The organism is Kitasatospora sp. NPDC005856 (assembly GCF_040629945.1).
Classification (GTDB): Bacteria; Actinomycetota; Actinomycetes; order Streptomycetales; family Streptomycetaceae; genus Kitasatospora.
Genome location: NZ_JBEXWT010000003.1, coordinates 55556 through 79773 on the forward strand (window position 1 = coordinate 55556; position 24218 = coordinate 79773).

The following is a 24218-nucleotide window of genomic DNA, read 5'->3' on the forward strand; positions in this document are numbered from 1 at the left end:
GTCGCCCCCTGCTTCACAGTTCGCGGATCTCACGCCTGGTCAGCGCGTACCCGAACGCGCCCGTCAGGCACAGTCCGGCCGCGGCGAACACCCCCTGACTCCCGAACGCGTCCACCGCCGCGCCGGCCGCGATCACCGAGACCGGGAAGACTCCCAGCGCGCAGAAGGTGACGGCCGCCATGACCCGGGCCAGCAGCGCGGGCGGGGTGCTCCGCTGCACGCCGGTGACGACCAGGACGTTGGTCACCGTACTGGCGCCGCCGGCCACGCTGAGCAGCAGCACGGCGCCGACGAGGCCGGAGAACGGCACCAGGCCGATCGCCGCACCCATCACCAGGCCGGAGAGCATCGCCGTGCGGCCCCGCGAGCGCACCTCGGTGAGGCCGGCCGCGAACAGGCCGCCGACCAGCGCACCGCCGGTGAACGCGGCCAGCAGTACGCCCAGCCCGACGGCACCGGCGGCGAAACCGTCGGTGGCGAGCGTCGGCAGGGCGACCCGGGTGGCGCCTCCCACCGTCAGGTTCGCGATCACCGTCACCGTCAGCACCGCGCGCAGCAGCGGCGACTCCCGCAGCAGGCCGCGGAAGTTCTTCGGCACGGAGGCACGTTCGGAGATCGGGCTGGGAGGTGCGACGGGGCTGCCGCGCCCGATCAGCAGCAGCGTCGCCGCCGACACGGCGAAGGTCGCCGCGTCCAGGCCCAGTGCGGCGGCCGGGTTCAGCCAGGCGACCAGCGGGCCGGCCACCGCAGGGCCGAGCAGACCGGCGCCGAAGGTGACCGTACTGTTCAGGGCATTGCCCGCGTGCAGGTCCTGGGCGGGCAGCAGGGTCGGGGCGATCGCCCAGGCGGCCGGCAGGAACACCCCTGCCCCGAGGCCGACCAGCAGCGCGAGCCCGCCGATCAGCCGGAAGTCCGCCGCCCCGCCGGCGGCGACCGCGCACAGCCCGGCCGTGGCGAGCAGCCGGCCGAGGTCGGCGGTCAGCATCACCCGCCGGGCGCCGAACCGGTCGGCGAGCATCCCGCCGAGCGGGGTGGCGGCCAGCCGTCCGGCGCCGTAGGCGGCGACCACCAGGCTCAACTGCCGGGCGCCCCCGGCGAGGGAGTAGACCAGCAGCGGCAGGGCGACCACCTGGAACGCGTTGCCGAACTCCGAGGTGGCCTGCCCGATCACCAGCAGCCGAAAGCCGCGCGAGCGCAGCGGGGCGATTCCGAAACGGGGGCGGAACCGCCCCAACCCCGCCGCGCCGCCCGCCCCCGCGCCGCCTGTTCCCGCCTGGCCTGCTCCGGCGTCGCCCGCTCCCGTGCGGCTAGCCATCGAGCGAGACCGGCAGCGACTCCAGGCCGCGCAGCATGATCGTGTTGCGCCAGGGCAGGCTGTCCTCCGCGGCGGCCAGCTCGATCCGCCCGAAGCGCTCCAGCAGTCCGGTCAGCGCGACCTCGCTCTCCAGCTTGCCGAGGAAGGAGCCGAGGCACCGGTGCAGGCCCTGCCCGAAGGCCAGGTGGCCCGGATCGTTCCGGTCCAGGACCAGCCGGTCGGGATCGGTGAAGCGGGCCGGGTCCCGGTTGGCCGCGCCGAGCGAGAGCAGCACCAGCTCGTCCGCCGGGATCTCCACGTCGTCGACCATCACCTCGGCGTTGGTGAACCGCAGCGTGGCCATGCTCACCGGAGACTCGTAGCGCAGGAACTCGTCGATCGCGACCGGCATCGCCGCCGGGTTGGCGCGCAGCCAGGCGAGCTGCTCGGGGTGGTGGAGCAGTGCCAGGGTGGCGGTGCCGAGCAGGTTGACGGTGGTCTCGTGGCCGCCGATCAGCAGCAGGAAGACCATCGAGAACACCTCCTGCTCGGTGAGTTCGCCGGCGTCACTGGCCTGGACCAGGTCGGTCAGGATGTCCGGCTGCGGGGAGGACCGCCGCGCGGTCATCAACTCCCTCAGGTAGTCGTTCAGTTCGCCGGTGGCCTGGTCGAAGGTCATGTCGCCGCCCTGGGTGAGGATCGCCGTCGACCAGGTGCGGAAGGCCTGCATGTCCTCCGGTGGGAATCCCAGCAGCTCGCAGATGATCATGATCGGCAGCGGGAAGGCGAAGTCCGTCACGAGGTCGGCCGTCTCCCGCTCGCGCAGCCCGTCCAGCAGGCCGCCGGCGATGCGCTCGACCGTCGGTCGCATCAGATCGACCCGTCGACGGGTGAAGACGCCCTGGATCAGCCGGCGCAGCCGGGTGTGGTCCGGCGGGTCGCTGTTGAGCATGTGGACGACCTCCGAACCGAGCGTCAGGCCGGAGCCGCGTCCGCTCGCGATGGCCTGGCTGCGGCGTACGTCCTGCCCGAACCGCGGGTCCATCAGCGCGGCCCGGACGTCCTGGTAGCGCGTCACCAGGTAGACCGGCAGGCCCTCGCCGAACTCCACGACGGAGACCGCGCCGGCCTCGCGGATCCGGGCGAGCGTGGGGTAGGGGTCACGGATGAAGGCGGACATCCGCGCGGCGGCGTCGTCGACCGCGGTGGTCATCGATCTCTCCTCGGACTCGAAACTCTCACAGCTGTGCGGGCTGTGCGGCTGGCGGCTGCGCGGCTACACCGTCAGTGACGGGAACGGCCAGCGGCGCACCCGCATGGGCAGGAACCAGGCGCGGCCGGCCTGTTCGGCGATCAGACCGGCCTCGGCGAAGTCCCGGCGGACGGTGTCCGGCAGCCGGCCGACCTCGACGCCCGCGGCCAGCGCGTCCACCTGTGCCAGGTGGTCCGGCTCGTCGATGGTGAACAGCTCCAGCGTCCCGAACCGGCGGTCGCGCACCTCGACGAAGCCGGGGCCGCGCCGGTAGACGCACTTGCACGGGAAGTAGTCGGCGTGCCAGTCGTCGAGGACGTCCTGCGGGGCGCCGACCAACTGCTCGGGCGGGTACAGGTGGTGGAACCGGCGCTGCGCCGCACAGCCGTCCGTGCAGACCGCCCGCCAGAGCACGGCCAGTCCCTGCCCGGTCGCCTCCCGCAGCAGCATCAGCGCCCGCGCGGAGGCCGCCGGCGCGTCCGCGCAGAGCCGCACCGGCTCGGTCAGCCGCAGGCAGCGGACCCCGGAGCGGTGCAGGGCGGTGACCTCCGCCCCCGCCGGGCCGGACAGGGTGCGGCGGCCGAGCGCGAAGCCCGGCAGCTCGCGGGCGACGGGGTCCTGGTCGAGCCAGAGCTCGACCTCCGGGCCGGCCGCGCGCCAGGCGGCGTCGGTCCGTTCGGCCGATCGTGACCGCTCAGCCGATGGTGACGGCATCGAGCACCTCCTCGGGGCGCGGACGGGCGGCGGGGCCGTGGCGGTGCCGCATCCGCATCAGTACCTGGTTGTCGGACTCGACGGCGACCTGGAGGTAGCCGTCCCCGTCGTGGAACAGCAGGCCCAGCGCGGTGAAGCGCTCCAGCACCGATTCGACAGCCGCCGCGCCGCCGGGGACCCTGGCGGCCAGCGCGGCTTCCGAGCGGGGCCGCTCCAGCAGCCGGAAGGCGGCGATCTCCACCGGATCGGCCAGCTCCACCACCCGCCAGTCGTACCCGGGCCTGGTGTTGACCAGCACGATCCGCCCGCCCTCGTCCCGGTAGCTGAGCCTGCTGTCGGGGAACCGCGCGATCCAGGTGTCCACCGCCGCGCTCAGCCGCTCCGCGAGGGCGCCGCCGATGCCGCGCGGCGGCGCGGTGAACACATAGGCCAGTTCGGCGAGTTCGCTCTCCGGCAGGCGGTAGGTCGCGCGGTACTGGAAGGCCGGCCGGGTGATCGCGAAGCCCAGTTCGGGGCGGTCGAAGTACGGACTGAACCGCTCGATCGCGATCCGTCCGGCTCCGGTTGGCGGGTCCAGGTGGTGCAGCACGGGCAGCTGGCCGATCACCGACTCGTAGTCGTCCGGCTGCTCGCCCGGGAAGCCGTAGAGGTAGTTCCAGGTCACCGACACCCCGGCGCTCTGCGCGTCCCGCAGCGCGCGGACGTTCTGGCAGCCCGTCACCCCCTTGTCCATGATCCGCAGGACCCGGGTGCTCAGGCTCTCGATCCCGGGCTGCACCTGGGCCGCGCCCGAGTCGCCGAGGAGCTGGAACTGGTGGCGGCGCAGGTTGGCCTTGATCTCGAAGTGCAGCCGCAGATCGACCGGGAGCTCGGCCAGCGACTTCAGGACGGTGTCGAAGTAGCCCATGTCCAGGATGTTGTCGACCACGTAGACGTCCAGCAGCTGGTGGCGTTCGGCGAGCGTGAGCACCTCCTCGAGGAAGTCCGCCGGTGCCTTGGAGCGGAACTCCATCGAGGAGCCGTTGAGGCCGCAGAAGGTGCAGTGGTGCTTCTCGCCCCACCAGCAGCCCCGGGAGCCCTCGACGACCAGCTTGGGATCGACCCAGCCCGCCGCGACGGAGGCGTCGAGCCGCTCGAAGAAGCCCTCGTAGCGGGGCGCCAGGATCGCCGAGGGCGGCAGCGGGCGTCTGGACATCCCGTTGGCCGTGGACGTCCCCGAGTCGTCGCGCCAGCACAGCCCGGGGACGGTGGAGAGGTCGCCGCCCGCCCGGAGGGCTTCCAGGAGTGCCGGGAAGGCGGCCTCGCCCTCGCCGCGCACCACGTAGTCCAGGAAGGGGAAGTTGCGGTGCAGCGCGGCGCCCTGCGGGCCGTCGCAGTTGGCGCCGCCGAACACCGTGCGCACCTGCGGACACCGCTGCTTGAGCAGCCGCGCGGCGGCGAGGCTCGCGGTGTTCTGCTGGAAGGTGGTGGTGAAGCCGACCAGGTCCGGTGGGTCGGCGGCGAGTTCCTCGACCAGCCGGGTGATGAACGCGGGGGCGAGCGCCCGGGTGGCCCGGGTCAGCGCGATCTCCCGCTCGCTCGCGCCGCTGGTGGTCAGGTACGCGAAGTACCCCGCGAAGCCGTCGTCGGCGTTGCCACCGCCGTCGATGCCGTCGATGCCGTCGCGGTCGGGGGCCGGGGAGTCGTCGCCGTACAGCGCGCCGGCGAACGCCCAGTCGCCCGCGCCCTGGAAGTAGGACTTCTCGGAGAAGTACTGGTAGTCGTCCGCCCCGAAACCCGCGGTCTCGGCCGCCCAGTCCACGAAGTCCAGGTTGGCGTAGCGGACTTCGACCCGATGGCCGGCGCGTTCGGCGGCGGTGTGCAGGATCCCGAGCGCCAGCGACGGCACGTCGATCGCGCCCCAGGGCATGTGCAGCAGGACGATACGCATGGTGGCCACTTCTGTCGTTCGCAGGCGGTCGGTGGGGTGCCGCTCCGGGGCGCGCTGACGCCCCGGAGCGACGAAGGGTCACTTGCCCTTGGGTTCCGCCTTCGGCTTCGGCTGCCCCTTGAGGGCAGGCGCGACCGCTGCGGCCTTGGTGATGTCGAGCGCGAAGTTCTGGACCACCACGGCGCCCCGGTCACGCTCCGGGGTGCTGATCGGGTCGTTCTGAATGCTGCGACGCTTCATGGCTGTTCACCTCCTTCCGTCGACTCGGCGGGGACCCCGGGGCGATCGCCCCGAGGCGGTCGGGGGAGCGGTGGCGGCCAGGCGAGCCCGGCGAACCGGACCATCGCGGCCAGCACCGATCGGTGGTCGGCGGTCCGGCGGCTGTAGTGGCCGCCGTCCACCCAGAGCAACTCGTGCGGCACCGCCAGCCGGCGCAGGTCCGCCGCGTAGTCGGCGACCTGCTCGGGCGGGCACCGCTCGTCGGTGCGTGAGGCGACCAGCAGGACGGGCGAGCGGACCCGGTGCACGTACGAGCGCGGGTCGGCCGCGCGGTAGCGCTCGGGCACCTCCTCCGGGGTCCCGCCGAAGAGCTGCCGGTCGAGTTCGCGCAGCGCGGGGGTGGTGGCGCGGTAGGCGGCGGGGTAGTCCGCGATCGGCTGGGCGGCCATGCCGAGCGACCACAGCTGCGGCTGCGCGCCCAGCGCCAGCAGGGTCAGGTAGCCGCCCCACGAGAATCCGCACAGGCCGGTGCGCTCCGCGAGCGCCGTGCCGTCGGCGACCAGCTCCGCGCGGACGGCGGCCAGGTCCTCGATCTGGGCCAGGCCGACCCGGTGGCCGTACTCGTGCTGCCAGCGGGGGCCGTAGCCGGTGGAGCCGCGGTAGTTGGTGCGCACCACCGCGTAGCCGTGGTCCACCAGGGCGTTCACCCGAGGGTCGTAGGAGTCCCGGTCGTGGGTGGCGGGGCCGCCGTGGACCAGGAAGAGGGTCGGCCACGGGCCCGGGCCGGCCGGGGTGCTGACGAAGCTGTGGATCCGCCCGTACGGCCGGGGCGTCCAGCGCCGGCCGCGGGAGGTGCCGTCCTCACCCGGGGCGAGGACGTGCGCGGTGTCCGCGTCGGGGCGCAGCACCAGGGGGCGGGGCGGTGTCGACTCCCTGCTCCAGACGCAGTGCAGGGTGCCGTCCGGGGCGCAGGACAGGTCGTGGACGGTGCCGCCGGGTGTGCGGATCTCCCGGACGGACGGCGCCCGTTCCGTCGGTGCTCGGCCCGGTTGTCCCCGCCGCGCCGGCTCCTGGCCCTGTGCCGGGTCGAGGTCGGCGAGGAGCAGCCGGCTGCTCCCGGCCCGCTCGTGCTGGATCAGCACGTCGCGTGGCCCCCGGTACCAGCCTGCCGTGATCTGGGAGTCGAAGGACAGGCCCGGGTACCTGTGCAGCCCCGTGCTCGCCCGCCAGGTCGCGACGGTGTACCGCTCCTGGTCCTCGACCACCAGCAGCAGCTCCGGTTCGGCCTTCGCGAGCGGGTTGAACTCGATCGGCCAGAGCCGCAGGCGGTGGTTCCCGGCGAGCTGCCGCGGGCCGTCGGCCCGGTCATCTGCCCGGTCATCTGCCCGGCCGGCCGCCCGGTCGTCGGCCCGTCCGGCCGTGGGCCACAGGACCACGGCGTCCTCGCCGTCGGGCCGCCCGCCGAGGGCGAGCAGCCGGCCGTCGGGTGACAGGTCGGCCAGGCCGAGGTACCCCGGCGCCGCGCCGATGAGCCGGGCCTCGCCCGCGGGCGGTCCGACGTAGCAGTGTGAGGCGTCGCCGACCCCGACGGCCACCGCCGCGAGCGCGCCCGTCCGGTCGAAGGCGACCCCGTACGCCCGCCCGCGCGGCACGGAGTGCAGTGCCTCGCCACCCGCTCCGCCGGCGAACGGCTCGCGCCGCCACCGTCCCTCCCCGGCGTCGTCGGCGTCGAACCACCAGATGGCCTCGCCGTCCGGCTCGATCTCGCTCAGGTGGACGCCCTCCGGCCGGTCGGTGACCACCCGGCGCCGGTCGGTCGCCACGTCCCAGGCCACCGCCTGCCAGCGCTCCTCGACGAGCCGCGTCTCGACGGCGCGCCCGGGTGCCAGGGCGGCGAAGCCGGGGGACTGGAACGCCTGCGTCACGGACCCGGCCCTTCCGGTTCGATGGTGGGAACAGAGCGCGCTGAACGTCCGGGGCCGATGAACCCGCGTGAAGGTTCGGTGAAGTGGCGTGAAGAAATGGCCACTTGTGGAGGATGGCGGCCACTCTAGGGGCGCGCCGTGGCGGCGAACAGACCTTTCGCACAGATGGCCGAAAGACGGCTGAGGTGAACGCCGGTCGGCCATGGTGTGGATGCGGGAGCGTGCGAAGGAAGCAGGCGGCGCGATCGCGTCGAGGTGGCCGAGGGCGCGGGATGCCCGGACCGGAACGCCGGTCGTCGTCCCGCGCGACCGGACGGCCGGCCGCGCGGGACGACGGGAGTTCAGCCCCGCGCGTCCTGGGCGAGGCGGGCGCCGGCACGGACCAGCCACGCCCGGGCGTGCTCCCGGGCGGCGGCCGGGTCGCCCGCGAGCGCGCTGAGGGTCAGGACCCGGTCGTCGGCCGACTCGCCCGCGACGATCCGGGCGGGGACACCGGCCCGCGCGGCCCGGGCGAGCACCTCCCCGACCGCCTTGCCGCGCAGGCTGGTCGCGTCGAACCGGCCCTCACCGGTGATCACCAGGTCGGCCGTGGCGACGGCCCGGTCGAGGCCGAGGAGGTCGGCCACGGCGCGGGCGCCGGGCCGGACGACGGCGCCCCACACGGCCGCGAGGCCGTAGGCGGTGCCGCCCGCCGCACCGGAGCCGGTCCGCGCCGGGTCCGTGCCGAGGAGCTCGGCGAGCCGGGAGAGCCCCTGGTCGAGCAGGGCGACCTCGCCCGGGCCCGCGCCCTTCTGCGGGCCGTACACGGCGGCGGCGCCGTCCGGGCCGAGCAGCGGATTCGTGACGTCGGTGAGGAGCACCACGCCCTCGGACGGCGCCGGGCGCAGGCCCATGGTGTCGACCCGGTGGGCCCGCGCCAGCGCCCCGCCGCCGTCGGGCAGTTCCCGGCCCCGGGCGTCGGTCAGCCGCAGGCCGAGCGCTGAGAGCAGCCCGGCGCCGCCGTCCGTGGAGGCGGAGCCGCCGAGGGCGACCGTCAGCCGGCGCGCGCCCGCGTCGAGGGCCGCCGCGATGCTCTCGCCGGTGCCCCGGGTGGTCGCGGTCAGCGGTGCGGGGCGGGACATCAGCGGCAGCCCGCTGGCGACGGCGAGTTCCACCAGCGCGGTGCCGTCGGGGAGGAGGGCGTACCGCCCGGTGACCGGTCGGCCGTCGGGGCCGGTGCAGCCGGGGACCTCGTGCTCGGTGGTGCCGGGCAGGGCGGCCGCGACGGCGGCGGCGGTGCCCTCGCCGCCGTCCGCCATCGGACGCGCGATCAGCTCGTCGTCCGGCCGCACCGAGCGCCAGCCCTCGGCCAGCGCCCGGGTGGCGTCCGTCGCCGTGATCGTCCCCTTGAAGGAGTCCGGGGCGAGGACGACCCTCATGCGACCATCACGTGCGCGCGGTGGCGCTCGACGACCGTCGCGAGGGTCTCGTCCCCGGGGGTGTCCCAGATCTCCTGGTTGAAGATCTCGGTCTCGATCCAGCCGGTGTAGCCGGCGGCCGTGACCATCGCCGTCAGCGCGCCGAAGTCGATGTGGCCGTCGCCCACGTGGCCCCGACCGAGCAGAACGTCGGCGGGCAGGGGCAGCGTCCAGTCGCAGACCTGGTACGAGGCGATCCGGGCGCCCGCCCGGGCGATCTGCCCGGCGAGGTCCGGGTCCCACCACACGTGGTAGCTGTCGACCACGACGCCGACCTGCTCGACGGGGTGGCGCTCGGCCAGGTCGAGGGCCTGGCCGAGGGTGGAGACCACGGCCCGGTCGGCGCAGAACATCGGGTGCAGCGGCTCGATCGCCAGCCGCACGCCCAGGTCACCGGCGTACGGGGCGAGTTCGGCCAGCCGGTCGGCCACCCGCTCCCGTGCCCCGGCCAGGTCGCGGCTGCCTTCGGGCACCCCGCCGACGACCATCACCAGGGTGTCGGTGCCGAGTTCGGCCGCCTCCTCCAGGGCGCGGAGGTTGTCCGCGAGCGCCGCCCGGTGGGCCTCCGGCCCCTCGGCGGTGAGGAAGCCGCCCCGGCACAGGCTGCTGACGGCCAGTCCCGCCTCACGGACCAGCCGGGCCGCGGTCGCGACGCCGACCTCCTCGACCTTGTCGCGCCAGAGCCCGATCGCCGTGACACCGGCCGCCGCGCAGCCGCGCACCGCCTCCGGCAGGCTCCAGCCCTTGGTGGTGATCTGGTTCAGCGAGAGCCGGTTCACGCCTCCACCCCCGCCACCGCGAGGAACCGCCGCATCCGGTGCGCCGCCAGGTCCGGGTCGGGCAGCACCCCGGCGGCGTCCGCCAGCCGGAACAGCTCCACCAGGTGGACGACGGAACGGCCGCTCTGCGCCCCGCCGACCATGGTGAAGTGGCTCTGGTGACCGGCCAGCCAGGCGAGGAACACGATGCCCGTCTTGTAGTGGTACGTCGGCGCCGAGAACAGGTGACGGGCCAGCGGGAGCGTGGGGGCGAGCAGAGCGTCGTACCGGTCGGGGTCGCCGGCGTCCAGGGCGTGCAGGGCGGCCGCGGCACGGGTGGCGATCGGATCGAAGACGCCCAGCAGCGCGTCGCTGTGGCCGAGTTCGTCGCCCCGGATGAGCCGCGGGTAGTTGAAGTCGTCGCCCGTGTACAGTCGGACGCCCTCGGGCAGGGCGTGACGCAGCGCGATCTCCCGCTCGGCGTCGAGCAGCGAGACCTTGATGCCGTCGATGTGGGTGCGGTGCTCGCGGATCAGCGCGAGGACCGTCGCGGTGGCGGCGTCCAGGTCGGCGGAGCCCCAGTAGCCGGCCAGGGCCGGGTCGAACATCTCGCCGAGCCAGTGCAGGATCACCGGCCGACCGGCCTGGGCGATCAGCCGGCCGTAGACCGCCAGGTAGTCCTCCGGCCCGCGGGCCCGCGCGGCCAGGGCGCGGCTGGCCATCAGGACGGGCTGCGCACCGGCCTCCTCGACCACCGCGAGCTGTTCCTCGTAGGCGGCCGTGATGTCGGCGAGACCGGCGGCCGGGTCGGTGAGCTGGTCCGTGCCGACGCCGCAGGCGAGCCGGCCTCCCTCCCGTCGCCCGCCACCACCCTTGTCCGAAGCGCTTCGCGCTGCCTCCCTGAAGGCGCGGGCCTCCGCGCCGGAGCGGAGAATCAGCTCGCGGGTGGCGGCCCAGTCCAGGCCCATGCCGCGTTGGGCGGTGTCCATGGCGTCGGCGATGCCGAGGCCCAGGGACCAGAGGTGGTGGCGGAAGGCGAGGGTGGCGTCCCAGTCGACGGCCGCCGGGGCGCCGGGGGTGTTGTCTCCGAGCGGGTCGGCGACGACGTGCGCGGCGGCGAAGGCCGTGCGGCTCCGCGGCGGGTGCGCCGGGAGGTCCAGCGGTTCGGGGGTGCTCAGCCGGTGGCGGCCGAGGCCGGGGAGGTTCAGCTCGGTCATCGGATCTCCAGCTCGGGGACGTCGAGGCGGCGGCCCTCGCGGGCGGAGCGCAGGCCGAGTTCGGCCAGCTGGACGCCCTTGGCGCCCTCCAGCAGGTCCCAGGTGTACGGGGAGCCGGTGACGACGTGCCGCAGGAAGAGCTCCCACTGCGCCTTGAAGCCGTTGTCGAACTCGCCGTTGTCCGGGACCTGCTGCCACTGCTCGCGGAACCGCTCGGTGGCCGGCAGGTCAGGGTTCCACACCGGCTTCGGGGTGGCGGCCCGGTGCTGGATCCGGCAGTCGCGCAGCCCCGCGACCGCGCTGCCCTCGGTGCCGTCGACCTGGAACTCCACCAGTTCGTCGCGGTCGACCCGGACGGCCCAGGAGGAGTTGATCTGGGCGGTGATCCCGCCCTCCAGCCCGAAGATGCCGTAGGCGGCGTCGTCGGCCGTCGCCGGGTAGGCGCGGCCCTGCTCGTCCACCCGCTCGGGGATGTGCGTGGCGGTGTGCGCGTACACCGAGCGGACGGGTGCGATCACCTGGTCCAGCACGTACCGCCAGTGCGGGAACATGTCGAGGATCATGCCGCCGCCGTCCTGGGCGCGGTAGTTCCAGGAGGGGCGCTGCGCCTCCTGCCAGTCGCCCTCGAACACCCAGTAGCCGAACTCGCCGCGCACCGACAGGATGCGGCCGAAGAAGCCGCCGTCCACCAGCCGCTTGAGCTTGAGCAGGCCGGGCAGGAAGAGCTTGTCCTGCACCGCGCCGTTGCACACCCCGGCCTCCCGGGCCAGCCGGGCGAGTTCGAGTGCGGCGTCGAGGGACTCGGCGGTCGGCTTCTCGGTGTAGACGTGCTTGCCGGCCGCGATGGCGGCGCGCAGGGCCGGTTCGCGGGCCGGGGTGACCTGGGCGTCGAAGTAGATCTCCGCGAGCGGGTGGGCCAGTGCCTCGTCCAGCGAGGTCGTCCAGTGCGTCAGGCCGTGGCGGTCCGCCAGTTCCCGGAGCTTGTGGGCGTTGCGGCCGACGAGGATCGGCTCGGGCCACAGGGTGTCGCCTCCCTCCAGGGCGAGACCGCCCTGCTCGCGGATGGCCAGGATCGAGCGCACCAGGTGCTGGCGGTAGCCCATCCGTCCGGTGACGCCGTTCATCACGACGCCGATCGTCCTCTGAGTCATGCGTGGTCCTCCGCTGCTTGCGGCATCAGTGGGAAAGCGCTTTCCCGGAGGTTATGGAGATATGCTGCGCACGTCAATGCAGGTGGCGGAGGAAAGCGGGGAACGGTCGATGGGTGTCACCCTCAGTGAGGTCGCCCGTCACGCCGGCGTCTCGCTCGCGACGGCCTCCCGCGCGCTCAACGGCTCGGCCCGTACGGTCGGCGGGGAACTGGCCGCGAAGGTCCGCGCCAGTGCCGACGCCCTCGGGTACCTGCCGAACGCCCCCGCCCAGGCGCTCGCCCGGTCCGCCACGGCCAACGTCGGCGTGCTGCTGCACGACGTGGCCGACCCGTACTTCTCGGCCATCGCCCGCGGGGTCTCCGACGCGGCCGGGCAGGCCGGGCTGCTTCCGCTGGTGATCAACACGGACGGGGATCCGCAGACGCAGGTGCGGGGCATCCGCATGCTGCACGGCCAGCGGGTACGGGCCATCGTCCTGGCCGGATCCGCCCACACCGACCCGGCCGCCGTCCGGGCCGTCGACGCGGCACTCGCGGACTACCGGGCGGACGGCGGGCGGATCGCGACCATCACCGACCACGGCCCCGGCTACGACGCCGTCCTGCCGGACAACCGCGGTGGCGCGGCCGACCTGACCCGGGCTCTTCTCGCCCTGGGGCACCGCGAGTTCGCGGTGATCACGGGGCCGGAGCGGCTGCGGGTCCCGATGGAGCGGCTCGCCGGGGTGCGCGAGGCCCTCGCCGAGGCGGGCCTCGAGCCGGCCGAAGGCACCGTCCAGCACGTGGAGTTCACCCGCGAGGGGGGCCGCGAGGCGGTGCGGCGGTTGCTCGACCGCCCGCAGGCGCAGTGGCCGACCGCCGTGCTGGCGCTGTCCGACGTCTGCGCGGTCGGCGTGCTCGGCGAACTCCGGGAGCGCGGGGTGGACGTGCCGGGCCGGATGTCCGTGGCCGGCTTCGACGACATCCCGTTCGCCGCGGACGTGGCGCCGGCGCTCTCGACGGTGCGGATGCCGCTGGAACGGCTCGGCGCGAGTGCCGTCACCCTGGCGCTGGAGTCCGACGGGGGCGAGCGGCCCGACCGGCTGACCCTGCCGACCGAGGTCGTGCTGCGGGGGAGCACCGGGGCGCCGTTCCGGCAGGATCGGTGAACGGGGGAGCGGCCGGCCGCGCGACGGTGCCGGCCGCCCGGTGAGCCCACCGCCGGTGGGCGCCGGTGACCGGTCCCGGCGATCGGGGTGATCAGGGCGATCGGGTCGGTCCGGGAGGGGTTTCCGCAGGCCGGGAACGCGGGAGGAGCTGACCGGACGACCCTCCGACCGGTACGGTGGTTCTGATCGACTCGGCACAGCTGTGTTCGTTCGATCGAGTTTCGATTGAACGAACACAGATTGATCAGATGCCGTGCGGCACGGGGCATGCAGGAGGAAGCCATGACCATCACGGCCGAGGAGCGTCGGTCCCAGATCCTCGAGGTCGTGCGCGACCTCAGGACGGTACGCGTGGTGGACCTCGCCGCCCGGATGGGCCTCTCGGCCGTCACCGTGCGCCGCGACGTGGCGGTGCTCGCCGACGACGGGCTGCTGCACCGCTCGCACGGCGCCGTCTCGCTGCCGCGCCCCAAGCCCACCGCGGCCGAGGGCGCCCACCGGGTCCTGGGCATGCTCGTCCCCACCGTCGGCTCGTACTTCGACGAGGTGGTCGGCGGCGCCCGCGCGGCCGCCGCCGATGCCGGTGCGCGCCTGGTGCTCGCCATCGCCCCGTACGAGTCGGCCGACGACCGCGCCCAGGTCGGGCAGCTGCTCGACTCCGGGGTGGACGGCCTGCTGCTGACCCCCAACTGGCGTCCGGCCGGCGGCGAGAGCGGCCTGTGGACCGGCGGGCTCCCGGTGCCCGCCGTGCTCGTCGAGCGCCGCCCGCCCGCCGACGGGGAGGGCGCGCCGCTGGACTCGGTCGGCTCGGACCACCGGCACGGCGTCCTGCTCGCCCTGCGCCACCTGGTCGCGCTCGGGCACGGTTCGGTGCTGCTGGTCGCCCGGGAGGACACCTGGACGGCGCACCAGGTCCGGGCCGGCTACGCCGAGGGAACGGCGCTGCTGGGGCTGGAAGCGCAGCCGGTGATCGACATCCGCCGCCCCGGCGTCGACTCCGAGGCGGTCGCCGAGCGGATCGCCGAGGCCGTCGGCCGGGGAGTGCGGGCCGTCCTGGTGCACAACGACCAGGACGCCATCCAGCTGCCGCCACTGCTGCGGGCCCGGGGCCTCCAGGTGCCCGACGACGTGGCGTTGATCGCGTACGACGACGTGTTCGCCGCCCTCGCCGCGCCGCCGCTGACCGCTGTCGCGCCGCCCAAGCGGGCCGTCGGCGCGGCCGCCGTGGAACTGCTGCTGCGCCGCCTGGACCTCGGCTCCTCGCTGCCCGTCCACCGCCTCGAACTGCTGCCCTCGCTGGAGGTCCGCACCTCCTGCGGGGGTGCGGGCGAGTCCGGCTGAGGCGGGGCGGACCGGGCGCAGGGGCTCCCGGCCCGTCGGCCCGTGGGCCTGCCCGGGGCCGGACCAGCCATCACGGCCCAGCCCAGCCCAGCGCCGCCCGGACCAGCCCAGTGCAGTCCGGGTGCCGGGCCGCGAGCCGGGCGGTCCGGGCGGTCCGGCCTCAGGCCGTGAGCCCGGCGAGGTAGGCCGCGCCGGGGCCCAGCAGTGCGGGCAGCGGGGCCGCCGCCGGGTACCAGGGCGCCTCGTACTCCCAGGACACCCAGCAGTCCGCCGGCAGCGCGCGCACGCAGTCGCCGATGGGCAGCACGCCCGCCCCCAGTGCGATCGGCGTGAGGTCGTCCTCGCCCGCGACGTCCTTGACCTGGACGTAGCCGAGGTGGGGCGTGAGCGCGGCCAGGCTCTGTGCCGGGCTCTCGCCGGCCAGGTGGGTGTGCAGCAGGTCCCACAGCGCGCCGACGGCCGGGTGCCCGACGAGGTCGAGCACCCGCGCCACGTCGCGCCCGGTGCGGTGCGAGTCGTGGGTCTCCAGCAGGACGCGGATGCCGAGGGAGCGGGCGGTGTCGGCCACGGCGGCCAGCCGCCGGGCGGCCCGTCGGTCGTCCGCGTCCGGCGCGGACCCCGTGCCGTGCGGGAAGACGCGCAGGTGGCGCGCTCCGAGTTCGGCGGTCAGCCGCAGGTGGTCGACCAGGGCGGCGGCCTGCCGGTCGTCGTCGCCCGGCGCGGCGACGCCGAGGTAGGACGCCACGGCGAGCGGGGTGATCCCGTGGGCGGTGAACTCCCGCCGGGCGCTGCGCAGTTCGCCGGCCGTCATGGCGGGGTGCACCGGTTCGCCGGGCGCGCACCGCAGTTCGAGTCCCTGCCAGTGGTGCTCGGCCGCGAGCCGGAGGACTTCGCCGAGCGGGCGGCCGGGCAGGCCCAGGGTGGAGAGGGCGGGTCGCACGGCGGTCAGTCCTCCCGGCGGACGGTGACGGAGCCGGCGGTGATCAGGGCGGTGTGCCGCCCGCCGTCCGGCCAGCGGACGTGGAGCCGGTGGCCCCGCGCGGTCCGCTCGGTGCGGACCTCGACGGCCGTGCGGGGTGGCCGTGCGGTGCCCCGGGCGAGCCGTGCCGTGCTGACGAACAGCGCGGCGGGGCCGGCGGCCCGTCCGGAGACCCGGGGGACCGCGCCGGCCGGGCCGAAGGCGGTGCCGGAGGGCAGCGGGTCGGTGGCGGCCGTGGTGTAGCCGTCCAGGTGCCGCAGCAGCGAGACGAGCCGCCCGCCGTCCGGTCCGGTGGCGACGGCGGTCGCGAGCGGCCCGTCCACGGCGGTCTCGACGGAGTCGCCCGCCACCGCCCAGCCGCTGTGCCGGACCTCGGTGCCCGGCTCGGCCCCGGTGACCAGGTGGGCGTGCACCTCCTCGGCCCCGGCGGCGAGGAGGAGCGAGGTCACGACGACCCCGGGGAACTCCTCGCCGCAGGCCCGGGGCCGGTGCTCGGAGGCGGCCCAGCCGTCGCCGGCGCCGAGCGGCCGGATCCGGCCGCGTTCGGTGAGCGCGCCGTCGATCACCAGGCCGAAGTGGTTGTCCGGTGGCCCGTCCAGCACCGGGCCGGTCGCGGTGGAGTGGGCGAGGCGCGCGTACAGCGGGTCGTCGGGCAGCACCTCGTCCGCGGGCTGGTCGTCGCTGCCGTGGTTGTGCAGCCGGACGAGGCCGTCGGCGGCGGTGGACTGGATCAGCCAGCCGGGCCGGGGGAGGGGCCGCACGGCGTCCCCGAGCTCCGCCGGCCCGGGCTGTTCGACGGCCGTCCAGACCGGGTGGTCGGGCGGCAGCAGCAGCCCGAGGAAGCCCTTGCTCGCCCAGTACGGGGAGGCGGGACCGGAGTAGGGCTGGACCATCGGAGGGTAGGGCCCGTGCCAGCCCGGGGTGAGCAGGCCGTCGGCGTCGAGCGCGCCGCGGTCGAGGAAGTACCGCAGGGCGCCGGAGGCGAGCCGGCGGGTGGTGCCCGGGGGCAGCGGGGTGTGGCCGGTGAGCGCTCCGGCCCACAGCGGGGCCGCGGCGGCGAAGCGGTAGGTGAGCGAGCGGCCCTGGTGGACGGGGGCGCCGTCGGCGCCGAAGGCGTGGGCGCAGGCGTCGAGGTGGGCGGCGAGCCGGCCGCCGTACAGGTCGAGCAGCTGCCGGTCGCCGCCGAGGTGGGCGTGGAGGACGGGGTAGAGGTGGAAGGCCCAGCCGTTGTAGTGGTCGAAGGCGCGCGGGCGCCCGTCGGTGTACCAGCCGTCGCCCCGGTACCAGGTCTCGATCCGCGCCAGGCCGCGTTCGACGGCCCGTTCGGCGGCCGGGACGTCGATGCCCGCCTCGGCGAGGAAGCCGCCGACGGTCAGCGGGAACAGCCACCAGTTGTTGTCCACCGGCGTTCGGTGGAGCGCGCGGGCCAGCCAGGTGCCGGCCCGTTCGCGGACGTCGCGGTCCAGGCGGTCCCAGAGCCAGGGGCGGGTGATCCGCAGGGCCAGGGCGATCGAGGCGGCCTCGACCATGGCCTGGCCCCGGTCGGTGACGATCGGCCAGGAGACGGGGTCGGCGTCGGTGAGTCCGCGTTCGGTGGTCGGGCGGCGGGTGCCGGCGGCGAGCCCCTCGGCGTAGGCCGGGAGCAGCCCGTGGGGGTCGTGACCGCCGGCGCCCGCGACGCGGAAGGCGGCCAGCAGGAAGGTCCGGGCGTAGCCCTCCAGGCCGTCCGAGCGGGGGCCCGACCAGCTGGGACGGTCGCCGGGCAGCCCGATCAGCGCGTGCTCGGGGCCGGCGTGGCGGCGGACGGCGGCCAGCAGGCCGTCCGCGGCGGCCTCCCAGTGGACCCTGGTCCAGCCGGTGACGGGGCTGAGCGAGCGGTCTTCGGGCGGTGGCTCGAACGGAGGCATGCCGGGCTCCTCGGACGGGGGCGGGGATCGGATCCGGGCAGAACCCAGATCGATCGCCCATGATAATGATCAAATGATCTGAATGGACAGGGGTAAACATCGCGGAAAGGGTGCTTTCCCGTAAAGAAGCCTGAACGTTGCCGGGTGTGCCAGATCGAAACGGATCATTTGATCCATAGCCCTTGACTTCGATCGAAGCGCGGTCCCAGGATGGCCACACCCCTCACACCCCCTCCAACGGGAGACGAGCCATGTCCACCACCCCCACCCGTGTCCGCAGAGCCCTCCGCCTGGCCGCCGCGCTCGTCGCGTCCGCCCTCTGCGTGACGTCCCTCGCGGCCTGCGGCAGCGACGCCTCGAGCGGTGGTTCCGAGGACGGCAAGCCCGTCGCCCTCACCTTCTGGGGCTGGGCCAAGGGCACCAAGGAGGTCGTGGCCGCCTTCAACGCCACCCACCCGAACATCCAGGTGACCTACGAGGAGATCCCCTCCGGCGTCGCCGGCGGCTACGCGAAGATCTCCAACGCGGTCAAGGCGGGCAACGCGCCCGACGTGTTCAACGTCGAGTACTCGCAGCTGCCGGACTTCGTCAGCCAGGGCGCCGTGCAGGACATCGGCAAGCTCGTCACGGACGGCGTCAAGGCCAAGTACCTGAACCAGGCCCTGGAGCTGACCACCCTCGGCGGCACCACCTGGGCCCTGCCGCTGGACGCCTCGCCGCAGGCCTTCTACTACCGCAAGGACCTCTTCGACAAGGCCGGCATCACCGCGCCCAAGACCTGGGACGAGTTCCGCACCGCCGCCCAGAAGCTGAAGGAGGCCCAGCCGGACGCCCGCATCGCCACCTTCTTCCCCGACGACCCGACCACCTTCGAGGCCATGGCCTGGCAGGCCGACGCCCACTGGTTCAAGAGCTCGGGCGACGCCTGGAAGGTCGACGCCACCGGCCCGGAGAGCAAGAAGGTCGGCGACTACTGGCAGCAGCTCATCAGCGACGACCTCGTCCGGGTCATGCCGTCCTTCAGCCAGCAGTGGACGGCCTCCCTGCAGAAGGGCGAGACGGCCGGCTACCTCGGCGCCTCCTGGGGCGGCGGCGTCCTCAAGGGCACCGTCCCCGACGCCTCCGGCAAGTGGGCCGTCGCCCCCGTCCCCACCTGGGACGGCAGCCCCGCCAGCGGCATGGTCGGCGGCACCACCTTCGCGGTCTCCAAGAACAGCAAGAAGGCCAAGGCCGCGGTGGAGTTCGCCACCTGGGCCACCAGCACGCCCGAAGGCTTCAACGCCCGCATCGCCTCCGGCACCTCCTCGGCCTACCCGGCCGCCCCGGCCCTGGTCTCCGTCGCCCAGGCCGCTTTCAAGACCGACTTCTACGGCGGCCAGGACGTCTACGCGATCTACGCCGACGCCGCCAAGTCCATCAAGCCCGGCTGGCAGTGGGGCCCGGCCATGGGCGCCACCAACACCTCCCTCAAGGACGCCTTCGGCAAGCTCACCCAGGGCGGCACCATCCAGTCCGCCGTGGACGCCGCCCAGCAGGCCACCGTCGCCGAGCTGAAGAACCGCGGAATCAAGGTCGCCCAGTGACCACCGCTCCAACCGACCGCGCCGCCCGCACCGCGCCCGCCCGCCCCACCGGCGGGCGGCGCCGGCCGGGGCGGTACGGCGCGCCCGCCCTGCTGCTCGCGCCGTTCCTGATCCTCTTCACCGCCTGCACCCTCGTCCCGATCGGGTACGCCGTCCACCTCAGCCTCTACACGGAGCACCGCTCCGGCCTCGGCTTCGGCGGCATCGAGACGGTCTTCACCGGCCTCGGCAACTACACCCGCGCCCTCGGCGACCCGGCCTTCCTCGAGGGCTTCCGCACCACGGCCCTGTACTGCCTGCTGTACATCCCCCTGATGGTCGGCCTGTCCCTGGTGTTCGCGCTGCTGCTGGACTCCACGCTGGCCCGCGCCCGCCGCTTCTTCCAGCTCGCGCTGTTCCTGCCGCACGCCGTGCCGGGCATCATCGCCGCCCTGATCTGGATGTACCTGTACACCCCCGGCATCAGCCCGGTCATCGAGGCGCTGAACTCCGCCGGGAGCAGCCCCGACCTGCTCGGCAACCCGCTGCCCGCGGTGGTCAACATCGCGCTCTGGGAGTGGGTCGGCTACAACACCGTCATCTTCTACGCCGCGCTCCAGGCCGTCCCGCGCGAGGTCCTGGAGGCCGCGATCGTGGACGGCGCCGGCCCGCTGCGCACCGTCCTCAGCATCAAGATCCCGCTGATCCGCGCCTCGATCGTGATGGTCGGACTGTTCACCGTGATCGGATCCCTCCAGCTGTTCACCGAACCGATGATCCTGCACGGCGCCTCGCCCGGCGTCGTCAGCACCTGGACCCCCAACATGTACGCCTACACGGCCGCCTTCGACCGCGGCGACTACGGCCTCGCCGCCGCCTCCTCGGTGCTGCTCGCCCTCACCGCGGCCGTCCTGTCCTTCCTCGTCACCTGGGCGACCCGCACCCGCCCCGCCCGCCGGACGGAGGACTCGGCATGACCTCCCTCGCCCCCGAACGCGACACCCGCCCGCGCCAGCGCACCGCCCGGGCCGGCCGCGACCGCGCCCCGCGCACGCCCTGGACGCTCTCCAAGGCCGCCGTCAACGGCGCCCTCGTGCTGGCGGCCGCCTACACCCTGTTGCCGCTCGGCTGGCTGCTCACCGCCGCCGCCAAGAACACCGGCGACCTCCTCGGCGGCCACGGCCTCACGCCGTCCAACTGGAACCTCGGGGCCAACCTGCACGCCCTCGCCACCACCGGCGACGGCATCTACTTCCGCTGGTACCTCAACTCGCTGCTCTACGCCGGCATCGGGGCCCTGCTCTGCGCCCTCGTCTGCGTCGCCGCCGGCTACGCCTTCCACGTGTACGCCTTCCCCGGCAAGGAGAAGCTGTTCGGGCTGGTCCTGCTCGGCGTGCTGGTGCCGACCACGGCCCTGGCCCTGCCGATGTACCTGCTCGCCTCCGAACTCGGGCTCGCCAACACCTTCTGGGCGGTTTTCCTGCCCTCCCTGGTGAACCCCTTCGGCGTCTACCTCTCCCGGGTGTTCTGCGCCGGTTACATCCCCGGCGAGGTGCTGGAGGCCGCCCGCACGGACGGCGCGAGCGAACTGCGTGCCTTCTGGTCCATCGGGCTCCGGATGGTCATGCCCGGCTTCGTCACGGTGTTCCTGTTCCAGTTCACCGCGATCTGGAACAACTTCTTCCTGCCGCTGGTGATGCTCTCCGACAACCGGCTGTTCCCGGTCAGCCTCGGGCTCTACTCGTGGAACACCCAGACCCACGCGTTCCCCGAGTTCTACCCGCTGGTCGTCACCGGCTCGCTGCTGGCCGTCGTGCCGCTGGTCGTCGCGTTCGTCGCCCTCCAGCGCCACTGGAAGGCCGGCCTGACCGCGGGAAGCGTCAAGTGACCCACCAGACCGCCAACTCCCCGACCGCGCCGGAGAACCACGTGTCCAACCCGCCGAACCCGACCGCCGCGTACGGGAGTTCAGTCACCTCGCCGCGCCGGCGCCCGCGCGCCCTGCTGGCCATGACCCCGGACCTCGTCGGCCGACTGGTCGACGACGAGACCATGGACCGGCTCACCACCCTCGCCGAGCTCGACCCGGTTCTCGTCGTCGACGACTTCACCGGCCCCGAGGCGGCCGCGGTGCTCGCCGAGACCGAGGTGATCGTCAGCAGCTGGGGCTGCCCGCCGCTCGACGAGGCCGTCCTCGCCGCCGCGCCCCGGCTGCGCGCCGTCGTCCACGCCGCCGGATCGGTCAAGCACCACGTCACCGAGGCCTGCTGGGAGCGTGGCATCCAGGTCTCCTCGGCCGCCTGGGCCAACGCCCTGCCCGTCGCCGAGTACACCGTCGCCAACGTGCTGCTCGCCAACAAGCAACTGCTGCGGGTCAGCGCCGACTACCGCGAACGGCGGGCCCCGCACGACTGGCAGGCCGCCTACCCCGACGCCGGCAACTACCGGCGCACCACGGGCATCGTCGGAGCCTCCCGGATCGGGCGGCGCGTCCTCGAACTGCTCCGCCCCTTCGACCTGGAGCTGCTGCTCCACGACCCGTACGTGGACGAGGCCGAGGCGGCCGCACTGGGCGCCCGCTCGGTGACGCTCGACGAACTGTGCGAGCGCAGCGATGTGGTGAGCGTGCACGCGCCCGAACTGCCCGGCACCCGGCACATGATCGACCGCCGCCGGCTCGCCCTGATGCGCGACGGGGCGACGCTGGTCAACACCTCCCGAGGGTCGCTGATCGACCAGGACGCCCTGGTCGAGGAGCTGGTCGCGGGCCGTCTCGACGCCGTCCTGGACGTCACCGTCCCGGAGGTCCTGCCCGAGGACTCGCCGCTCTACGACCTGCCCAATGTGCTGCTCACCCCGCACGTCGCCGGCTCGCTCGGCGGCGAGCTGCGGCGGATGGCGGCCGCGGCGGCGGACGAGCTGGCCCGCTACGCGGACGGCAGCCCCTTCGCCCACCCGGTGCTGCGCGGCGACCTGGACCGCACCGCCTGACCGGGCGGCAGCCCCGTCCGGCGGTGCCCCGAGGGCCGCAGGAGTCTCCCGACTCCTGCGGCCCTCGGCTTCTCCCGGCGAAGTCCCCTGCCCGTAACGGCGCTCGGCGGCCGTACTCCCCGTAACGGCGGTCGGCGGCCGTGCTCCCCACAGGGGCACGACCGCCGACGGGCCGGTGGAGCGAGCCGGGGGGCCGCGGCGCTCAGAACTCGGAGCTGGGGGCGGCGGCGAGCGGCCCGAGGTCGGGCCGGTCGCACAGCTCGATCTCCTTGCCGTGGACGTCCAGTTCGAGCAGGACGAGCTCGTTGACGCCCTCCCGCCACAGTGGGGCCGGGGCGTAGAGGGTCCGCTGCGGGCCCTGGGCGGAGTAGCGGCCGAGCAGGAAGCCGTTGAGCCAGAGCAGTCCGTGGCCCCAGCCGGGCAGCGCCACGAAGGCGTCGGCGGGTTCGGCGAGCGAGGCCTCGAACCGGTGGAAGGCCGGGTCCGCGTCGACCGCCGCGTCCGTCTCCTCGTAGCGGACCCGGCCGAGGTCGGAGAGCGGCAGGGGGCGGATCTCCCAGTCGAACAGCCGCTGGTGGCCGTGGGAGACGCCACGGACGATGCCCTTGCGGTCGTCCAGCAGCGGGCCGTAGTTCACCCGGCCGAGCGCCTCGACCAGGATGTCGAGCACGACGCCCTCCGGCCCGACCTCCAGCGGCAGCGTCTGCTCCGGGGCGTCGCGGTGCAGGACGCCGAGCGGCCGGCCGTCCGCGAACACGTGGGCGCGGTCGCCGATGCCGTCGAGGCGCAGCGGCATGGACGGCCGCGGGCCGGAGATCCGGGTGCGGTAGTGGATGAGGCCGAGGGACTGGCCGACCTTCTCCATGGGCTCGGGCGCGGGGCGGCGCACCGGCTCGGACAGGGCGTCGAGGTTCGCCAGCAGCCGGGCGGAGGCCGCGCGGCGCCGCACGCGCTGCGGGGTGACACGCGGCGCGGGCGCGGGCAGTTCGCCCTCGGGCAGTGGTACGTACGTGCCGATGACGGCGCGGAAGGCGTGGAACTTCTCGGTCAGTTCGCCGGCCTCGCCGATCGGGGCGTCGTAGTCGTAGCTGGTGACGGTCGGCTGGTAGCCCGGGTCGAACGGGCGGGTGCCGGTGTGGTTGGCGCCGGCCCAGAAACCGAAGTTGGTGCCGCCGTGGGCCATGTAGAGGTTGACGGAGGCCCCGGTGGCGAGCAGGTCGTCCAGTGCCCGGGCGGACTCGGCGGCGTCGCGCACGTGGTGCGGCTCGCCCCAGTGGTCGAACCAGCCGATCCAGAACTCCATGGCCGTCAGCGGGCCCCGGGGCTGGTAGCGCCGCAGCACCTCGAAGCGCTCGGCGGGCCGGGAGCCGAAGGTGGCCGTGGCGAGGTGGCCCGGAACGCCGCCGCCCTGCTGCATCGCGTCCTCCGCGCCGTCCGCCGTGAACAGCAGGCAGTCGACGCCGCGTGCGAGCAGGCCGTCGCGCAGGTGGAGGAGGTAGGCGCGGTCGTCGCCGAAGCTGCCGTACTCGTTCTCGATCTGTACCGCCACCACCGGGCCGCCCCGGCTCACGAGCAGCGGCAGGATCTCCGGAACGACGGCGTCGAACCAGCCGTCCACCTCGGCCAGGTAGGCCGGGTCGGCGCAGCGCAGCCGCATCCCCTCGGCGGCGAGCAGCCGGGCCGGCAGGCCGCCGAACTCCCACTCCGCGCAGATGTAGGGGCCGGGGCGCAGGATGACATCGAGGCCCTGCTCCCCGGCGATGCGGCAGAAGCGGGCGAGGTCGCGCCAGCCGGTGAAGTCGTAGGCGCCGGAGGGCAGCTCGTGGAAGTTCCAGGGGATGTAGGTGTCGACGGTGTTGGCACCCATCGCGCGCAGCCGGCGCAGGCGGTCCTCCCAGAGGTCGGGGTGGACACGGAAGTAGTGCAGGGCACCGGAGACGACGCGGTGCGGTGCCCCGTCCCGGAGGTACCCGGTTTCGTCGTGGTCGAGCATCAGGGGCCAGCTTTCGGAGGGTTTCTGGGGAGGGCGCGGCGATCGGCCGGCCGGCCCCGCAGACGGGCGGGGCCGCGGCACGGCACGCTGCGGAAGGGCAGGCAGGGGGCCTGCCACGATGGCCGAGCCTACCCAGTCCGGGACGGCTTGGAAAGCGCTTTCCCTCAGTGTTCGCCCGTGCTGGGGCGACGAGTGACGGGAAACGACGAACGGCGGTGGTCCGTCGCCGGGCGGAGGGGGACCGGCGGGCCCGCCGCGTCGGACCGGGGCCATTCGCCCGGGGGGTGGCGTGCACGCCCGCTTCCGGTCCCATGGCTGGTCAGGGGGCAGGCGGGGCGAAAAACCAGGTGCGTACGGGCCGGGTCGCGCTCGTATACTCGT

At 74.3% G+C, this 24218-nt stretch carries 19 protein-coding genes; 6 read left to right on the plus strand and 13 right to left on the minus strand.

Annotated elements, in window-relative coordinates; translation table 11 throughout:
• Positions 1–13: 13 nt before the first annotated feature.
• The 10 genes from ABZ449_RS03805 to ABZ449_RS03850 form a co-directional block, all read right to left on the minus strand.
• On the minus strand, positions 14–1315 hold the full coding sequence (locus ABZ449_RS03805) for an MFS transporter (protein ID WP_360339623.1): 1302 nt from the start codon (positions 1313–1315) through the stop codon (positions 14–16).
• On the minus strand, positions 1308–2507 hold the full coding sequence (locus ABZ449_RS03810; RefSeq protein ID WP_360339626.1) for a cytochrome P450: 1200 nt from the start codon (positions 2505–2507) through the stop codon (positions 1308–1310). The genes ABZ449_RS03805 and ABZ449_RS03810 overlap by 8 nt, the downstream gene beginning before the upstream one ends.
• A gap of 63 nt (positions 2508–2570) precedes the next feature.
• Entirely contained in the window at positions 2571–3260 is a 690-nt protein-coding gene (locus ABZ449_RS03815) for a DUF5825 family protein (protein WP_360339629.1), read from the minus strand.
• On the minus strand, positions 3241–5190 hold the full coding sequence (locus ABZ449_RS03820) for a RiPP maturation radical SAM C-methyltransferase (RefSeq protein WP_360339632.1): 1950 nt from the start codon (positions 5188–5190) through the stop codon (positions 3241–3243). Before ABZ449_RS03820 ends, ABZ449_RS03815 begins: the two co-directional genes overlap by 20 nt.
• Before the next feature lie 78 nt (positions 5191–5268).
• On the minus strand, positions 5269–5430 hold the full coding sequence (locus ABZ449_RS03825) for a hypothetical protein (RefSeq protein WP_360339635.1): 162 nt from the start codon (positions 5428–5430) through the stop codon (positions 5269–5271).
• Complete coding sequence (locus ABZ449_RS03830) at positions 5427–7334, minus strand: prolyl oligopeptidase family serine peptidase (RefSeq protein ID WP_360339638.1); 1908 nt, start codon at positions 7332–7334, stop codon at positions 5427–5429. Before ABZ449_RS03830 ends, ABZ449_RS03825 begins: the two co-directional genes overlap by 4 nt.
• A gap of 341 nt (positions 7335–7675) precedes the next feature.
• Positions 7676–8752, minus strand: a complete 1077-nt coding sequence (locus ABZ449_RS03835; protein WP_360339641.1) for a glycerate kinase — start codon at positions 8750–8752, stop codon at positions 7676–7678.
• Positions 8749–9570 carry a sugar phosphate isomerase/epimerase gene (locus ABZ449_RS03840; protein WP_360339644.1) on the minus strand — a complete coding sequence of 274 codons (822 nt, stop codon included), beginning with the start codon at positions 9568–9570 and terminating at the stop codon, positions 8749–8751. Before ABZ449_RS03840 ends, ABZ449_RS03835 begins: the two co-directional genes overlap by 4 nt.
• The gene (locus ABZ449_RS03845; protein ID WP_360339647.1) at positions 9567–10766 is read right to left on the minus strand and encodes a dihydrodipicolinate synthase family protein; all 1200 of its coding nucleotides are present in this window, start codon (positions 10764–10766) and stop codon (positions 9567–9569) included. Before ABZ449_RS03845 ends, ABZ449_RS03840 begins: the two co-directional genes overlap by 4 nt.
• Positions 10763–11917: a Gfo/Idh/MocA family oxidoreductase gene (locus tag ABZ449_RS03850; protein ID WP_360339650.1), complete on the minus strand. Its 1155-nt coding sequence runs from the start codon at positions 11915–11917 to the stop codon at positions 10763–10765. The genes ABZ449_RS03845 and ABZ449_RS03850 overlap by 4 nt, the downstream gene beginning before the upstream one ends.
• Before the next feature lie 109 nt (positions 11918–12026).
• Here ABZ449_RS03850 and ABZ449_RS03855 point away from each other — a divergent pair, with 109 nt between their 5' ends.
• Together ABZ449_RS03855 and ABZ449_RS03860 are read left to right on the plus strand one after the other, a co-directional pair.
• A complete protein-coding gene (locus ABZ449_RS03855; protein ID WP_360339653.1) occupies positions 12027–13064 on the plus strand; it encodes a LacI family DNA-binding transcriptional regulator in 1038 nt (345 codons plus the stop codon).
• A 282-nt stretch (positions 13065–13346) separates the two neighbouring features.
• Positions 13347–14405, plus strand: coding sequence for a substrate-binding domain-containing protein (locus ABZ449_RS03860; RefSeq protein ID WP_360339656.1), 1059 nt, complete (start codon positions 13347–13349; stop codon positions 14403–14405).
• 160 nt (positions 14406–14565) lie between these two features.
• Here the strand turns inward: ABZ449_RS03860 and ABZ449_RS03865 are convergent, their stop codons facing one another.
• Both ABZ449_RS03865 and ABZ449_RS03870 read right to left on the minus strand, forming a co-directional pair.
• Positions 14566–15345 (minus strand): sugar phosphate isomerase/epimerase, encoded by a 780-nt coding sequence (locus ABZ449_RS03865; RefSeq protein ID WP_360339659.1) that lies wholly within the window; start codon positions 15343–15345, stop codon positions 14566–14568.
• A 5-nt stretch (positions 15346–15350) separates the two neighbouring features.
• A complete protein-coding gene (locus ABZ449_RS03870; RefSeq protein ID WP_360339662.1) occupies positions 15351–17291 on the minus strand; it encodes a DUF2264 domain-containing protein in 1941 nt (646 codons plus the stop codon).
• A 251-nt stretch (positions 17292–17542) separates the two neighbouring features.
• Here ABZ449_RS03870 and ABZ449_RS03875 point away from each other — a divergent pair, with 251 nt between their 5' ends.
• From ABZ449_RS03875 to ABZ449_RS03890, 4 genes are all read left to right on the plus strand, one after another.
• Complete coding sequence (locus ABZ449_RS03875; RefSeq protein WP_360339665.1) at positions 17543–18874, plus strand: sugar ABC transporter substrate-binding protein; 1332 nt, start codon at positions 17543–17545, stop codon at positions 18872–18874.
• Positions 18875–18963: 89 nt separating this feature from the next.
• A complete protein-coding gene (locus ABZ449_RS03880) occupies positions 18964–19830 on the plus strand; it encodes a sugar ABC transporter permease (RefSeq protein ID WP_360340009.1) in 867 nt (288 codons plus the stop codon).
• Positions 19827–20741, plus strand: a complete 915-nt coding sequence (locus ABZ449_RS03885) for a carbohydrate ABC transporter permease (RefSeq protein WP_360339668.1) — start codon at positions 19827–19829, stop codon at positions 20739–20741. The genes ABZ449_RS03880 and ABZ449_RS03885 overlap by 4 nt, the downstream gene beginning before the upstream one ends.
• Positions 20742–20863: 122 nt before the next feature.
• Entirely contained in the window at positions 20864–21844 is a 981-nt protein-coding gene (locus ABZ449_RS03890; protein WP_360340012.1) for a hydroxyacid dehydrogenase, read from the plus strand.
• A 202-nt stretch (positions 21845–22046) separates the two neighbouring features.
• Here the strand turns inward: ABZ449_RS03890 and ABZ449_RS03895 are convergent, their stop codons facing one another.
• Entirely contained in the window at positions 22047–23837 is a 1791-nt protein-coding gene (locus ABZ449_RS03895; protein WP_360339671.1) for a beta-galactosidase family protein, read from the minus strand.
• Positions 23838–24218 lie beyond the last annotated feature (381 nt).